Genomic DNA, 16,249 nt, shown 5'->3' on the forward strand with positions numbered 1-16,249 from the left:
CACCAGAATACTAGGTGCAAAAGGAATAATCTATTCTTTCTAAAAAATTGAGCTATCATAATATAAACATATTGTGCCGCAATGTAAGCTTGTTTTAAAATCCATCAGCAAAATATCTACCCTTGTATATTAAAGTTCGATATTTCCCCCTTTTTTCCCGACTAGTCCATTTATCTCTCAAAAAGCCCAATTGTCGACTTTTTAGGGTATAGCATATAATATGAAAAATTAAGCCCTAAAAGTAGATTTCATTTGTAAAGTCAAAAACAATATATCTATGAAAAAGCTATTTTTCTTTTGGAGTTTTATAACTCTATTTTCTTTTAGTACTACTTATGCACAAAGAGGCGGAGGGCCTCCAAGTGGAGATGGCAACGGAAGACCAAGTCGTTCCACAGAACAAACTAAAACTTTTGACTTTGATAATGAGGATTCCCCTAAAGGTAATGCTAAAATCAAAGGTTTTGTAATAGATTCAGCAGTGACAATTGCGGTAGAATATGCCAATGTAGCTCTTATAAACGAAATCAACAGTAAAGTAGTGGATGGAGCAATGGCCGATGAAAACGGAAAATTTGAGTTTACGAAAATTGCCCCTGGCACATATTCATTGAAAGCCAGTTTTATTGGATATACAGACCAAGTCATAGAAAGCATCAAAATCAAAAAAGGTGACGATATTGACTTAGGAACTATAAAACTTGCTATCTCATCAAAGGTATTGGACGAAGTCACCGTAACTGGTCTAAAATCAATCATTGAAGAAAAGGTAGACAGGCTTATATATAATGCAGAGAATGACCTTACGTCAAAAGGCGGAGACGGAGCAGATGTATTAAGAAAAGTGCCAATGCTATCTGTCGACCTTGACGGAAACGTATCATTAAGAGGAAGTTCTAACATCAAGGTTTTGATAAACAACAGACCTTCTACCATAGTGGCGAGTTCTGTAGCCGATGCTCTAAAGATGATTCCAGCCGACTTAATAAAGAGTGTAGAGGTAATCACCTCACCATCTGCCAAATATGACGCCGAAGGTACTTCCGGTATCATAAATATTAACACAAAGAAATCTACCATCCAGGGCTTCAACTTAAGCCTAAATTCTGGTGTTGGAGTTCGTGGTTCTAACCTCGGCTTAAATGGAAACCTAAGAATAGGTAAAGTAGGTTTCTCTTTAGGTGGTTTTGGTAGGTCATTTTATAATAAAGCCTCCAATACATTAGAGCAAACGACCATTTCTGGTGCAAATACATTTGGAACAATCCAAGACGGAGACTCTAAGGATTTTGGAATGTTTGGAAGGTATAATCTTGGAATGGATGTGGAGTTAAGTAAAACAGAATACCTTAATGCCTCTGTCTCTTTTGGTACTAGAAATTTCAACCAAGACCAAGACATGATTATTTCCTCTTTTAATAATGGTGTTCTAACATCAGAACAAAATAGATTAGTAGAGACAGTTAATAAGTCAAACAATGTGGATGTAAACCTTGATTATATCAAAATATTCAAGCCAAGTCATGAGTGGTCTATCTCTACACAGTACAGTCAAAACAACCTAACGAATGATTTTGATGCCGAAATATTCTCTATGAATAGTGAGCTCATGAGTGGCCAGCAAAACATTAATGGGAATGTAAACAAAGAAATCACAGTTCAGACTGATTATATGATGCCAATAGGCACCAAACAACTCTTTGAAGTAGGTGTTAAAGGAATTTTCAGAGAAGTAAATAGTGATTACCAATACCTTTTTGGGACATTGGGTAACCTACAAGAAAGTGCTTCTCAGCCTTCTGGTTATTTAAATTATAATCAAAATATAGCAGCTGGGTATGTTTCATATACGCTATCTACCAAAAACAAATGGTCGTTTAAAACAGGTATAAGGTATGAGCATACTAATATTGATGCTATTGACAACGCACTCCCATTGGATATATCTAGCTACCAAAACTTTGTTCCTAGCATAAATATCTCCAAAATATTAAAGAACGGACTAACGGTAAAAGCCGCGTATAATAACCGTATTCAAAGACCAGGGCTTCAGCAGTTAAACCCTAACTATAATGCGTCTAATCCTCAATCTATTACCATAGGAAATCCTAGCTTAACACCAGAGGTATCAAACAACTTGGAGCTTAGTTTTAGCAAGTCTATAAAGAGAAGTTATATCAACCTTTCGTTCTTCGGAAGACAAACCAACAACTCTATTCTGCAGTTAACTTCTCCTTCTGACACCGTAGCAGGAGCCTTAATAACTACCTATGAAAACATAGGGAAGCAGAAAGTTGCAGGACTAAACTTCTTTGGTAATGTTTTCTTAACACAAAAATGGAGCATAAATGGAGGGTTTGACGTTTATTACAATTACTTAGAAGGTCAAGTTCAAACAATTGATGGCTTTGAATTAGCAAGCAATAATGGTATAGTATTGGGTGGTAGAATGATGTCACAATTATCCCTTAATAAAGGCTGGGGTTTACAAGCATTTAGTGGCTTCAGAGGCAATAAAGTTTCTCTTCAAGGAGAAGAGTCCGGAATGGCTTTTTACTCACTAGGAGTGAAAAAAGACATCAATGAGAAAAAAGGAAGTATCGGTATTGCGTTTGACAATTTTGTAAACGGAATGACTAGAACTTCCACTTCGAGCTCAGACCTTTTTAGTCAAAAAAGTGTAAACTACATACACAACCAAAACGTAAAACTTACATTCTCATATAAACTTGGAAACATGAGATTTGTAGAGAAAAAGAAAACGAGATCTGTTAACAACACTGACCAAAAAGGTGGTGGAGATAGCGACTCAGGAGCATTTTAAAAAAAGCCTTTTTACAGCAGACGGGCCGCTAATTTATTCCTTCTGCTCTATGATAAAATCATATACCTATCAGGCCTAAAAGATAAACGCAGTTGATTTACAAGAACTGCAATGGTTAGTGGTTTAACTATAAATTCGAGACCTCTCTGTAATTTCAGAGAGGTTCTTTTTTTGTAAAAAGTCAAATATTTGATATGCCATTTTATAGCTCACCTGCTAGAAGCCTTCATCAACATATTTGTCACAATTTCGACTTTCATTTAAGCCAAATCCCGCCAAATCAAACAATCATTTCTAACGAAAAGGCATTTTTCTATTAAAAATGTACCCCACTGGGGTATCTAGAAAAATTGAATACCTAATCAGTCCTTAATTAATGTTAAAACCGAGATTATTAAAGCCGCGTTTGCATCGCACCTATCGTAGACAAGAATAAGAAACATATAAACTTTACAATGCAAAAAAAACGCTTAATCTTACCTCTACTATTTCTCACTATTTTTGGGCTTCAAAGCTGCGACACCTCCGACGTAGACCCAGCAGATGGCGACTGGTTTAAACTATCTGATTTAGACGGTTTAGCGAGGTATGCCGCCGTAGGTTTTTCTATTGGCGATTTTGGATATTTAGGAATGGGAGCCGATGAAGACAATTACAAACTAAGTGACTTCTGGAAGTTTGACCCATCAAAAAACACTTGGACTCAAATAGCAGATTTCCCTGGAACAGCCAGAACAGCTGCCGTAGGTTTAAATATTGAAAACAAAGGCTACGTAGGCACCGGTTTAGATATTGAAGACAATAAACTAAATGATTTTTGGGCATACGACCCTACTAGCAACACTTGGGAGCAAAAATCAGATTTCCCTGGCTCTGCCAGAAGAAACGCCGTTAGCTTTACGCTTCTTAACAAAGGTTATGTAGGCACCGGCCATGACGGAAACTACACCAAAGACTTTTACTCTTACGAACCAGCTACAGATACTTGGACCAAAATAACGAGCATTGGTGGCTCTAAAAGAGTGGGTGCCGCTTCCTTTGTGATTGACGGTAAAGCTTATGTAGGTACTGGAAATAACAACGGCATCAACCTTTCTGACTTATGGCAGTATGACCCCGCTACAGAAACATGGATAGAAATGCTGGACTTTGATGAAACTACCGTGGCAAGGTCATACGGCTTTGGTTTTTCTTTGAACAATAAGGGTTTTATAGCCGGAGGTTCTTCTAGCAACACCGTTTGGGAATACACCACCGGAGGCGAAGATGACCTAGGTGAGTGGAATGAAGTAACCAGTTTTGAAGGCAGTGCCAGAAACTACCCAGTAGCATGGACTATTAATAATGAAGGCTACGTGGCCACAGGTTCAAACGGCCTTTCACGATACGACGACCTTTGGAAATTTACGCCAGACATAGTTCAAGACGATGAATAAAAACATTGGACTTTCCATATTAATTACACTCGGTCTTATAGCCTGTAAACCTAGCTCCAGCTACTCTTATAAAGTACTGGAGCTAGGCCAAGACCAGTTTGGCTATGAAATAATAAAAAGTAATAAGTCATTTATTACTCAAAAATATATTCCGGGGAAAGCAGGAAACACGCCGTTTTCTAGTGAAGAAGATGCTAAAAAAGTAGCATCACTAATGCTACTAAAATTAGAAAATGGGGTGTTCCCTCCCACCATAAAATTGTCAGAAATAGACTCGCTCCAAATCAAATAAAGCTTTAGAAAATGAAATATATAATTGCCATAATTCTGGCGATCGGAGGTATTGCTATGTCTTGTACCTCAGGTAGTTTAGACGTAACCCTCGATGTAGATTCGCAGATAAATCAAAACACCGTCATGGTAGACACCATGCGTGTGGAAGGCTTCACGGTGAAAGAGGACAGTACTTACACATCAGCATCGGGACAGCTTCAAGTAGGTAGCTACACCATGAACAGTAGGCTAGCGATAAGCTCCGAGGCATATTTTCAAGTGAGCTTACCGGGTACCAACTACGGAGCATATAACATTACTGAAAGTATGGTTTTAGACTCTGCCAAAATTCAGCTGAGGTTAAACGGAAACATAGGAGACACCACGGCTTTTCAAACCATTAGGCTTCACGAACTTATTTCTGAAATACCAACAAGTGATGCACAATTGAGCAATTTTTCTTACCCCGCGGAAACAAACCACATAGCCGAAAAAATATGGAAGCTTAGACCTTCTAAAGACACCTTGGTAGAGCTTACTTTAAATGCAGCCACGGCTTCAAAAATATGGGATTATTACCAAACCAGCTACAGAGAAGACAATCCTAGTCTTTTGAAAATCATAAAAGGATTGGTATTAAAAGGGGGGCAAAATAATACCTCGCTCAGTGTTTTTAATGCCACTAATGCAGATATACGTCTTTATACACATACACAAAACACGTATATTCAATACACTTTTGACTTCCCACTTATAGTAAATAATGCTCAGTTTAACCATTACACCTACCTTTCCGATTTTGATGCTTTAAATAGCCTAAGCCCAGGCGAACAAGTGAATGCCTCTTTAATGAACAATGAATTTGTTTTAAATGCAGGACTTGGATTATCAGGTAAAATTGAAATACCGGGAATAAGTCAGTTAAAGGAAATTACCGACCTCGCAGGCATTCATCAGGTTCAAATGGTGCTTTATTCTACTAGAAAAAGTTTAACGGAAACGCCTACGCCACCTGCTTCTTTGGCTTTATACACCATAAATCTTAATAACGAAATAGAGGCAGCCATGGCGGATGCTTATGGCAACCAGATAACGGGCACCTATGTTTATAACCCAGAAGACCTAGTTTTTACCAGTTATTACACTTTTGACCTGACGCAATACTTCAAAAACATTCTTTTCCAGGGCGTACAAAATAAGGGATTCAAAGTAATTCCTGGAGATGACGGAACCGTGAACGGAACATTTGGCGGTGTATACTTAGGAAACTTTGACAATGCTTCCTTTAAAGCAAAACTGATAGTTTATTATGGGGAGTAAGCTCATATTACAGCCCAAGAAACCAATTTAAAAGCTCGGGTTCGTTTACAATACTCCAAGAATGAGGATGCCTGCTGCCGTCTGGTCTGATGCCTTTACCTTCGGTCAATATTAGCTCGGCATGCTCATTTCCGTCTATCTTTATTTGGTTAATGAGTGCTGCGGCATCAATGCTATTCATAGAATAATAATCTTTGCCACGGTTTTCTATCCACCACATAACGTCTGGCTCGGTATAGGCCCTTATAGCTATATCCTTTAAAAAACGGGCGTTTCCGCCATACTCGGCGGTATAACAAAAAGGAGAATAATTAATATAATTGGTGATAACCTCGGCTGGTTTTCCGCCCAAGTTTTTTGTGAGGTAGTGGCTCACCCACTGCCCTTCATTGGCAGCCACTTCATTAAGGTTCATACGCCAGGCCTTATCTGTTTCAGCCCAAAAACGCACCATGTCTAAGGGGGCGTCACAAATGGCCACGGCTTTTGGCAAAATATGATTTTGAGAATCATCGCTTTTAGAAAAAATAGCCATTTTCAAAGCCCGAGTACCTTCCAAAGACATTCCAGAAAATAGTAAATTATCAATGGGTACATCATAATTAACACAGGCTTGGTAAATATAACTTTCCAGTTCTTGCATCTTTTTTACTTCAAAAAGAAACTCAAAACTGTTTTCGGTATTGACAAAAAGCGTTGCTAAATCTCGCTGTCTAGCTAAGTTTATAATACTATTTGATATGGCAGTATCAAGCTCTGTATGAAAAAACACCACTGCCCCTATGGCCTTATTTTCAGTCAAAAAAATTGTGTATCCAGCATCCACTTGGGGGATTTCAATGCCGTCGCTAAGTGTTATTTGACCATTAGCCGGCACTCTATAGCTAACAGCCTTTTGCCCGAGGCAAGAGAAAGAAAGTAAAAGCAAAAAACAGATTCTATGCATATACAAATAAATCTAAATCGAGCTAAGAAAACTGCTCTATCTATGTTAAAATAGCTTAAGACAAAGAAAAATTATCGACAACTGTTATATCAAATCATAGCTTGACTTCACTCTAACAATACCATACTCTCTTAAGATGTAAGTTCAGAATCATAATATCTACTATTTTCATCCGATTAAAAGCATAATTATTATGACTTCCTTATATCGCCCTGTACTATGTGAGTACGGTCAAAATTCAGTTCAAATTCCTTAATCAAATTTCATTAACAATAAGAATTTTGAGTGTACGAGTTTACAGGCGGTCGGCCGCTGCCGTGTTGCTTTTTTTGACGGTTGGCCGCTGCCGTTCGTTTTTTTTTCAATCGGTGCGGCGACCCGCATAAAATGAAGTCCCGGCCGGAAGGCCAGCCTAAGTAAAAATGTCTTCTTTTAGGTTTTGAAAACTTTTTTAATGTCAATTCAATACTTGGTAGAATATCAATGGCATTTTATTATCTCATAATACTAATCCATTTAATATTCGAGCTAAGCGTCGTATATTGGGTTCATCTTAACCTTTTCAAAAAACACTCATGTATATTCTTGCCGAAAGTAGCTCCATTGCCAATAATTTTCTTGCCCAAATTAGAGATGTCAATATTCAGAAAGACAGACAGAAATTCAGACGAAACATAGAACGCATAGGAGAAATATTGGCCTATGAAATTTCAAAGAATCTACATTTTGAAAACGATAAAATAACCACGCCATTAGGGGTAAAAGAATCCAAAACCTTAAAAGACCAACCCGTTTTAGTAACCATATTGAGGGCGGGATTACCCCTCCACAATGGCATGCTAAACTATTTTGATGAGGCAGACAATGCTTTTATTGGAGCCTACAGGGGCTCTCATAATGCCAAAGATGATTTTGATATTGAAATGGATTATATCACCAGTCCCGATATACAAGGCCGTACTTTGATAATTTGTGACCCCATGATAGCCACCGGAAAGTCTATAGAAAAAGCCTACCACGCCATGTTACGCTATGGCATTCCTAAAAGAACTTATATAGTAGCCGCCATAGCCTCAGCTAGAGGAGCAAGATTTGTACAAGCAAGAATGCCAGAGTGCAGGTTATACTTGGGAGATTTGGACAAAGACCTTAACAGTAAGTCTTACATAATTCCAGGTTTGGGAGATGCTGGAGATTTGGCCTTCGGCGATAAGATTTAATAACAAATAGCTATTTTTAAACCCTAATTAATCATAACCACTATTATATGTCTCTAAAACTCTCTGCTGCCGACTGGAAAAAACTTTTCAGTCTACCAGTAATTGTAGCCGCCCTCGGGTATTTTGTCGATATCTATGATATGCAGCTTTTCGGTATTGTAAGAGTGCCTAGTTTAAGAGCTTTAGGCCTTTCTGAAGAAGAAGTAGCTACCGCCGGAAACTCCATTCTAAGCTATCAAAGTTATGGTTTGCTAGTGGGTGGCATATTTTGGGGTACACTGGGAGATAAAAAAGGAAGGCTATCTGTACTTTTCGGCTCTATTATTACCTATTCCATTGCGAATGTTGCCTGTGGTTTAATACCGCAAATAGCCTTCATGGACCAAGTAGAGGCCTATAAATGGCTAAGGTTTATTGCCGGAATAGGTCTAGCAGGCGAATTAGGAGCAGGAATCACATTGGTATCAGAAAGTTTACCTACCAGGCTCAGAGCCATTGGAACCTCGCTGGTAGCAGGTATAGGCCTGATGGGTGCTGTGGTTGGTAATTTTACGGTTCGCCTTTCTGGCGACTGGACCATCGCTTACTTTATAGGAGGTGCTATGGGTTTTGCCCTTTTACTCCTGAGGGTAGGTGTGATAGAATCTGGCATTTACACCAACCTCACGAAAGACAAAAGCGTTTCTAAGGGTAACTTCTTTATGTTTTTTAATAATTGGGAGCGTTTTGTGAAATATTTAAAATGTATAGGCATAGGCATACCTACATGGTTTTGCATTGGTATTTTGGCTTATTTCAGTAATGAGTTTGGAGAAGCCCTTGGAATAGCAGAGCCTGTGGAGCCCGGAATGGCTATAATGTGGGCTTATATAGGAATTTCGGCAGGAGACTTCTTAAGCGGCTTTATTAGCCAGCAATTACAATCAAGAAAGAAAGCTATTTTTTATATGATGTCTTTTTCGGCAGTAGCGGTTATACTCTTTCTTTTTGCGGGAGTAAGCTCAGCCAATGAACTATACGCCATCTGTTGTTTATTAGGACTCGGGACTGGATACTGGGCCATGTTTGTAACAGTTGGTGCAGAGCAGTTTGGCACTAATTTAAGAGCTACGGCAGCCACCACTATTCCAAACATGGTAAGAGGTGCCTTACCTGCTATGATTGCTATTTTCATATTCTTCAAACCTTCTAGTGGTATTATTTGGGCAGGAGCTATAACTGCCATATTTGCCTACGCCATTGGTTTTTATTCTACGCTTACCATTCCAGAAACGCACGATAAGGAACTAGACTATTTAGAAGAATAGCGTATAAATACTTAAAGAAAAACGTATGATTTGCCTTTAATATCACTCATGGAAAAAGTACCTTTGAATTAGTTATAGCCATGAAAAAGTAAAACTTACTCCTTCCGATGACCTCGGAAGGTTTTTTTCATTTTAGCGGCACAGCATGAGGCTTTTCCCGAAATTCTGTAAGCACAAAATAGCCAGTAACTAAAGTGGCCACAATAAAATACGCCACCACCACGAAGTTAAGTCCGGCATTCAGGCTCTCCAAGCCAAACCAGCCATCATGATTGACAAACAAAAATAGACCAAGTCCGTTTTTAGCTAATTCCTGCCAAATAGCTAAAGGATTCTTACCCATAAACTCTGTGTAAGCATACACAGATAAAAACAAGAACAAACCATATGCAGCCATGCCTCCAGCGTCCATACGGCCTAAAGCCGTGAAGAAATACATCAGAAATCCAAAAGTGGTAAAAAACTGAATCCAAGACCAGATTAAAACACCTTGAGAAACTTCAGGATAATACTTTTCAAAATTATAGGGGTCTTCTATTTTAGGTTCAGGGTATTTCGCTTCTACATCGGCTGGCCGCCAACCTGTAGGCATTAACCAAATTCTAACACTATCCCACCAACTATCAGCCCTAACAGCATCTTTCACCATGAGCCAAAAGTGCTGAAAATTAATCTTTATAGGATTCCATGTACTTACGGGTCTGGTAATGCCATAAACTGGCGGCACGTCATCTAACTCTTCCTGAAATGTACCAAACCACATATCCCAAAATATGAAAATTTGCCCCATGTTTTTATCCAAATATTCCGGATTAATGGCATGATGCACTCTATGATGCGAGGGCGTTACTATAATTTTCTCTAAAAAGCCTAGCTTGCCTATATACTCGGTATGATACCAAAACTGAGCAAAAAGATGAAGCGGTGCCACTATGGCAATTATCTTAAAATCGACTCCTAATAAAGCAGCAGGCACAAGAAAAATAGTAAAGAAGCCTACCAAACCCGATATACTTTGACGTAAAGCACAGGCCAAATTAAACTCCTCCGAAGAGTGATGAATCAAATGCTGATTCCAGAAAAAATTGACTGAATGGTTTATCCTATGACCTATATACCCCGCTAAATCTAGTGCCATAAAAGCTATCAAAACATTTAACCAAGTGTATTCAATTTTGATAAAAGCCCAGTGCTCCACCATCCATGTATAGGTCAAAAGCGAAACACCAATGCCTAAAACATCTTTGAGGGTATTAGTATAACCAGAGCTTAAACTGGAAATAACATCCATTGATTTAAAGGAGTCACCTTTTACGAAGTATCCGTAAATTTTCTCTGCCAAAACAAAGAGAAAAAACAGTGGTGAGGCTATGAGTAAAATTCCGGCGTAAGTTTCCATAAATTAGTATGCTTGCAGCGTAATTTTTCAAATATAGTGATTTGACGAAACAAAAACCTACATAGCCCATGGCATATCGCTACACACCTGCCTCTACTATGGCTATTTCTTCTGGCGTTAAATCATATAATTCATAAACCATCTGGTCTATTTCAGCCTCTAAAACTGTGGTATCTGCCGCTGCTTTTTTTTTTGTTGTTCGTTGTTTAGAAAAGGGAAACACCTTTTAAAGCTTTCAATAGTTACTTCTAAATCAATTCAATATTTTAATCGGATGATAACAACTCAAAAAATAACTTAGAATCAAAGCACCCTTTACACAAAAAAAGCCGCCAAGAAATATTTCTCAGCGGCTTTAAAATAAATTCTATAGTCAAAATTAAAGTCTAGTCACCTTAAGATTTTTCCACTCCACTTTGATTCCGCCACCGTCGTGAATCTGAAGGGCTATTGAACCTTCTGCCTCACCTATTTTATCATCTGTAAGGGTAATCATTTCATGACCATTCAGCCATGTAGTAATGGTAGGACCTACCACTCTTACTTTCATGGTATTCCATTTTCCCATTTTAAGGTATTTGTCTTTTTCTGGGTCTGGTTTAATTAACCAGCCTCTTCCGTAAGACTCATACACGCCACCAGTATCATGTCCCGGAGGAGCTACTTCTGCCTGCCATCCAGTAATTTTGGTCCCCTCTATAGAAGAACGAATAAAAATTCCACTGTTACCATTTGCTTGCTGACGGAAATCAACCTCTACCTCAAAATCTTTAAAGCTCTCGTCAGTAGCTAAATAGCCATAACCTTTATCAGGACCACTTTCACATACTAAAAGACCATCTTCTACAAACCACTTTTCGGTTCCGTAAATAGTCCAACCTGTCAAATCTTTTCCATTAAATAATGGTGTTGCTTTAGCTTTTTGAGCTTGAGCCTGAAACGCCAGCATAAAACAAAACGATGCCACCAGAATTAACTGCTTTTTAATATTTATCATATTTCTTTGGTTAAGTAAATTTTAGGACGAATATAATTCAATATTACTAAGTAAGTCTTCCTTAACTCCGAATTCCCCTAGAAAGTCGACTATCGGCTATTCTACCACGAAATATTTCTAAATTGATATGTTTTAAATAACAATCACCTTAAATTGTACCTAATAAATAAAACAAGCCTATGAAAGTTCTACTGATTTTAATGTCTTTTTGTACCTACGCTGCTATGGGTCAAAACCTTAGTCAAAAACAGCAGATAGCCGATGCCATTTTAGCCTTGGATGAAGGCGACAGAAATGACGCCACTGTAATGGGCTATGATAAAAATGATGTTTTCAAAGTAATTAAAACTGGCACAAACAACCTTATCTGCCTTGCAGACAATCCTAAGCAAGAAGGTTTTTCGGTGGCTTGTTATCACAAAAACCTAGACCCTTTTATGGCAAGAGGGCGAGCACTTAAAGCCGAAGGAAAGAGCAGAGGTGAAATAGAAAAAATTAGAGAAGAGGAAGCTAAAGCTGGTAAATTAATAATGCCAGAGAAAGCATCTACCTTATATGTACTTAGTGGAGAGACCAAAGAAGATGCTAAGCTAAGATGGGTGGTTTATATTCCTTGGGCTACTGCCGAAAGCTCCGGCTTACCTATTAGACCAATGAGTGCTGGTGCTCCTTGGATTATGTTTCCTGGTACCTACCGTGCACATATTATGATTACACCTCCGCAGTAAATAAAATTTAATCAACCCTACGCTATCAAAAATGTACTTCAAATTTATCAAAACCCTAATGCTAGGTCTAAGCTTAATAGCCTTAAACGCTTCAGCCCAAAACCTAGTTAAAGAAGGAGCAAAACTGACTTTAATTTCAGACCAATTTTCCTTTACCGAAGGCCCCGCTGCCGATAAAAAAGGAAACGTATATTTCACAGACCAGCCAAACGACAAAATCTGGAAATACACTACCAAGGGTGTGTTAAGCCTTTATATGGATGGCTCTGGCAGAGCAAACGGTCTCTTTTTTGACAAAAATGGCAACCTTATGTCCTGTTCCGATAATGACAATGAGCTATGGAAAATTGACAAAAACAAAAACGTAGAAGTGTTGGTCAAAAACTGGGACAATAAACGCTTAAATGGCCCAAACGACCTTTGGATTGACTCCCAAGGCGGTATTTATTATTCTGACCCATTTTACAAAAGAGATTACTGGAAACATACTGAAAGCGAGCAAGACGAACAACGCGTTTATTATAGAAACCCATTAGGAAAAGTGAGTATAGCGGCGGATAGTTTCGTTCGTCCAAATGGACTGATTGGAGACAAAGCCAGAAACAAAATGTACATCACCGACATTGGCGATAAAAAAACTTATGTTTATAACATGGCTGCCAATGGTACACTTAGTAATAGGAAACTATTCTGTGAACAAGGCTCAGACGGTATGACGCTAGACGAACTCGGCAATGTATATCTAGTAGGAAAAGGCGTTACCATTTACAGCCCAAAAGGTGAAGTCTTAGAGAAAATTGACGTACCCGAAGGTTGGACAGCCAATATCACTTTTGGTGGTAAGAAAAACAAAACCCTATTCATTACTGCCTCAAAATCTTTTTACTCCATAGAAATGAATGTAGAAGGAGCAAAATAACCCTAAACCATTATAAAAATGAACCAATCAATGTTAAGAAAATCTAGCATCAAAAATCTAGTACTCGCTATACCATGCAGCATTTTAATTTCTAGCTGCTCCAGTAATACTGAAAATGCAGAATCTACAATAATAGAAGAAATACCTGAAATAGGCGTAGGTGCAGCCGCCATAGATGGTGCCGAAATGTACATGGATGGCACCAAAGAAATTCTTCACGACAAATGGGAATATTGGGAAGGACCAGGCTTTTCTGGCGAATACCCTATAAAATGGATGGCAGTGGAAGACCAAGAAACTGGTCAATATGCTATTAGCAGCAATGACCCTGGCGGAAAAGGCGGCAAATATGGCTCTGTGGACATTGTCACTAAAAACAAATTCAAAGACTTTAGAGCTCATGTAGAATTTTTCATTGCCACAGAAGGCGGGAACTCTGGTGTTTACTTACAAAACAGATACGAAATTCAGGTATTAGATGGCGACACCACCACACATGGAATGGCTGCGGTTATAAATGAATCCGAATCACCATATCATCTTTATAACGGTATAGGGAAATGGAATGCATATGATATTCAGTTTCGTGCGGCAAGGTTTGATGACGAAGGAAACCTAAGTGAAAAACCTATGGTCACCTTATACTTTAATGGCGAAAAAGCTCATACCAATGTAGAAATTCAGCAAGTTTGGGGTGGAGAAAAATCAGGACTAGACGGTGGAAACGATGGCGGTAAGGGTATTACTGACAGACCAGGCGGACTAAAACTTCAAGCCGAAGGGCATGACGTACTTTACAGAAATGTCTGGATTAAAGAAATGGACTTTGAAGCTGCCGATACCGACTTTTAAAATTTACAAAACCTGCCTATATAAATAAGATATGAATAGAAGAGATATTATAAAATCTGGTCTTGCCACCACAGCGGCACTTGCCGTAGGCAGTTCATCAAAATTGATGGCTGCTCCAGTAAAAAAAACAAAACACAATTTCACGTTTTGCCTTAATACAAGCACCATCATGAAGCAAAATGTAGGCCTCATGACCGAAATCGAGCTTGCTGCAAAAGCCGGTTTTGATGGTATTGAAATTTGGATGAGAACACTGGAAGCCTTTGTTAAAGACGGCGGAAAGCTAGCTGATGTAAAAAAGAAAGCAGACGACTTGGGTATAGTGATAGAGGACTCCATAGGTTTTGCTCAGTGGGTAGTAGACAATGACGAGGTCAGAAACAAAGCCATAGAACAAACCAAAAGAGAAATGGACATGCTAGCTCAAATAGGCTGCAAGCGAATAGCTGCACCGCCTTTTGGTGCTACTAATGAGCCCTGCTTAGACCTAAGAAAAGCAGCAGAAAGATTCGGCGTAGTGTGCGACCTTGGAAAAGAAATGGGTGTACTGCCACAGTTAGAACTTTGGGGTTTTTCTCAAAACTTACATTTGTTTGGCGAAACGCTTTTTGTAGCTGCCGAATCTGGTCATTCTGATGCGGTAATTCTTCCTGATGTTTATCATTTAAGACGAGGCGGCTCTCCGTTTGAAGCTTTAGAAATGATTAATGGAAGTAAAATTCAGATGTTCCATATAAATGACTACCCTGGAAATATTGAAAAATCAAAACTGACTGATGCTATGCGAGTAATGCCAGGAGATGGCGATGCTCCTATGGATGACATTTTAGGAACCTTAAATGCGAAAGGGGTACCTATTTCCCTTTCGTTAGAAATTTTCAATGAAGACGTTTGGAAAATGGACGCCTTTGAAGCTTGTAAAATGGGAATTTCTAAGATGAAAGCTGTGGTAGAAAGTGCTACTGCTTAAATGAAAACGAGGCTTAAATTTTTAATTCAAGCCTCCTTTTTCTTTCTTTTACTTTGTGGATTATTAGTAAAACGGGAAGGCCGTACTACTATAGACATTTGTAAACAAAACATAACTTTTCTAATAAAAACACCTAAAAAGCCCCTAATTCCTCTGCAAATGAATAATTAATCAAAGGTGGACAAAAAGGTCGACTAACAAATACCCTACCCTAGGGTGAAAACTAAATCACATGACAAAAAATAATACAGAAGAAGAACTAGCGGGAATTCAAGATTTTGTAAAAGAGCTCTATGGAGACTTTAAAAATCATTTACCTATCATTCCAAAAAAGCTTCACGAAGACGAGTTAAAAAAACTCAAAATTGGCCGACGAAGAGAAACCTTTTACTTCGTGGTAGACTTTATGAATCTGGAAATAACGGAAGCAAATGGCCTAGATGAAATTGGCTTTCAGGAAGCACACTTTACTTTTAAAGATTATATCAGTCTTATGCCCGAAGGAGCCATGAGACAGCTACTCTTTTTACTGGGAAAACAAACTTTTAAAATGGCCGAAAGAACTTTTATAGGTTTCTTAAAACCCAAATTTGTGGCCCTAGTACCACTTACAAATAGTGATGGAGAAACCTTATTATGCAAAAGAACCATCTCTGTTTGGCAAATGTCTGAAGAAGGACAGATTCTCTCTTATTTATCAGAATTTGTCATCATTAAAAAGTTTGAAAATGAGGCTGCACTACCGCGTTTTTATGATGTTGACCCTAAAATAAAAGAAATATTTAATGGAATGGTAAACAAGGTTTTCAACCATCTTCCGGCTCACGAAAACCCATTTACACACAGAGAAATAGTTTTACTAAATCTATATGCTCAGAACCTAGAGAAACCATTTACAGCCAAAGAAATTGCTAAAAAAGAGAACCTTAGTATAACTACCGTTCACAGTTATAATAAAAATATCTTAACCAAGGCTAGGCGTTTTTTTAACAATGACGCTATCAAATCTGCCAAAGAGGTGGCTGCCTTGATGAAGAAAAATGGAATACTTTCTTAAA

Annotated in this window: 15 protein-coding genes; 11 read left to right on the forward strand and 4 right to left on the reverse strand. The window is 38.4% G+C overall.

Going from position 1 to position 16,249, the window contains the following annotated elements; genetic code table 11:
* Nucleotides 1–277: 277 nt before the first annotated feature.
* The 4 genes from AADJ06_RS08540 to AADJ06_RS08555 all read left to right on the forward strand — a co-directional run bounded on the left by AADJ06_RS08540 (nt 278) and on the right by AADJ06_RS08555 (nt 5,853).
* Nucleotides 278–2,824, forward strand: a complete 2,547-nt coding sequence (locus tag AADJ06_RS08540) for an outer membrane beta-barrel family protein (protein WP_341226012.1) — start codon at nt 278–280, stop codon at nt 2,822–2,824.
* 455 nt (nt 2,825–3,279) lie between these two features.
* A complete protein-coding gene (locus AADJ06_RS08545) occupies nt 3,280–4,260 on the forward strand; it encodes a kelch repeat-containing protein (protein ID WP_341226013.1) in 981 nt (326 codons plus the stop codon).
* Nucleotides 4,253–4,552, forward strand: a complete 300-nt coding sequence (locus tag AADJ06_RS08550; protein ID WP_341226014.1) for a DUF4907 domain-containing protein — start codon at nt 4,253–4,255, stop codon at nt 4,550–4,552. The genes AADJ06_RS08545 and AADJ06_RS08550 overlap by 8 nt, the downstream gene beginning before the upstream one ends.
* Before the next feature lie 11 nt (nt 4,553–4,563).
* Nucleotides 4,564–5,853: a hypothetical protein gene (locus tag AADJ06_RS08555; RefSeq protein WP_341226015.1), complete on the forward strand. Its 1,290-nt coding sequence runs from the start codon at nt 4,564–4,566 to the stop codon at nt 5,851–5,853.
* Nucleotides 5,854–5,860: 7 nt separating this feature from the next.
* Here AADJ06_RS08555 and AADJ06_RS08560 read toward each other — a convergent pair whose 3' ends face one another.
* On the reverse strand, nt 5,861–6,799 hold the full coding sequence (locus tag AADJ06_RS08560; protein ID WP_341226016.1) for a hypothetical protein: 939 nt from the start codon (nt 6,797–6,799) through the stop codon (nt 5,861–5,863).
* Between the two features lie 575 nt (nt 6,800–7,374).
* Here AADJ06_RS08560 and upp point away from each other — a divergent pair.
* Together upp and AADJ06_RS08570 are read left to right on the forward strand one after the other, a co-directional pair.
* Nucleotides 7,375–8,019, forward strand: coding sequence for a uracil phosphoribosyltransferase (upp, locus tag AADJ06_RS08565; RefSeq protein WP_341226017.1), 645 nt, complete (start codon nt 7,375–7,377; stop codon nt 8,017–8,019).
* Nucleotides 8,020–8,066: 47 nt separating this feature from the next.
* Complete coding sequence (locus AADJ06_RS08570) at nt 8,067–9,326, forward strand: MFS transporter (protein ID WP_341226018.1); 1,260 nt, start codon at nt 8,067–8,069, stop codon at nt 9,324–9,326.
* A gap of 127 nt (nt 9,327–9,453) precedes the next feature.
* Here AADJ06_RS08570 and AADJ06_RS08575 read toward each other — a convergent pair whose 3' ends face one another.
* The 3 genes from AADJ06_RS08575 to AADJ06_RS08585 all read right to left on the reverse strand — a co-directional run bounded on the left by AADJ06_RS08575 (nt 9,454) and on the right by AADJ06_RS08585 (nt 11,674).
* Entirely contained in the window at nt 9,454–10,725 is a 1,272-nt protein-coding gene (locus AADJ06_RS08575; protein ID WP_341226019.1) for a sterol desaturase family protein, read from the reverse strand.
* Between the two features lie 79 nt (nt 10,726–10,804).
* Nucleotides 10,805–10,948: a hypothetical protein gene (locus tag AADJ06_RS08580; RefSeq protein WP_341226020.1), complete on the reverse strand. Its 144-nt coding sequence runs from the start codon at nt 10,946–10,948 to the stop codon at nt 10,805–10,807.
* A gap of 156 nt (nt 10,949–11,104) precedes the next feature.
* Entirely contained in the window at nt 11,105–11,674 is a 570-nt protein-coding gene (locus tag AADJ06_RS08585; protein WP_341226212.1) for a DUF1080 domain-containing protein, read from the reverse strand.
* Between the two features lie 227 nt (nt 11,675–11,901).
* On the opposite strand from AADJ06_RS08585, the gene AADJ06_RS08590 reads away from it, so the two are divergent.
* The 5 genes from AADJ06_RS08590 (at nt 11,902) to AADJ06_RS08610 (ending at nt 16,248) form a co-directional block, all read left to right on the forward strand.
* Nucleotides 11,902–12,450 (forward strand): hypothetical protein, encoded by a 549-nt coding sequence (locus AADJ06_RS08590; protein ID WP_341226021.1) that lies wholly within the window; start codon nt 11,902–11,904, stop codon nt 12,448–12,450.
* A 31-nt stretch (nt 12,451–12,481) separates the two neighbouring features.
* Nucleotides 12,482–13,369, forward strand: a complete 888-nt coding sequence (locus AADJ06_RS08595; protein WP_341226022.1) for an SMP-30/gluconolactonase/LRE family protein — start codon at nt 12,482–12,484, stop codon at nt 13,367–13,369.
* A 186-nt stretch (nt 13,370–13,555) separates the two neighbouring features.
* Nucleotides 13,556–14,221 (forward strand): DUF1080 domain-containing protein, encoded by a 666-nt coding sequence (locus tag AADJ06_RS08600; protein WP_341226213.1) that lies wholly within the window; start codon nt 13,556–13,558, stop codon nt 14,219–14,221.
* 31 nt (nt 14,222–14,252) lie between these two features.
* Nucleotides 14,253–15,191, forward strand: coding sequence for a sugar phosphate isomerase/epimerase family protein (locus tag AADJ06_RS08605; RefSeq protein WP_341226023.1), 939 nt, complete (start codon nt 14,253–14,255; stop codon nt 15,189–15,191).
* Between the two features lie 232 nt (nt 15,192–15,423).
* Nucleotides 15,424–16,248, forward strand: a complete 825-nt coding sequence (locus AADJ06_RS08610) for a hypothetical protein (protein ID WP_341226024.1) — start codon at nt 15,424–15,426, stop codon at nt 16,246–16,248.
* Nucleotide 16,249 lies beyond the last annotated feature (1 nt).

Source organism: uncultured Arcticibacterium sp., from assembly GCF_964021845.1.
Taxonomy (GTDB): Bacteria; Bacteroidota; Bacteroidia; order Cytophagales; family Spirosomataceae; genus Arcticibacterium.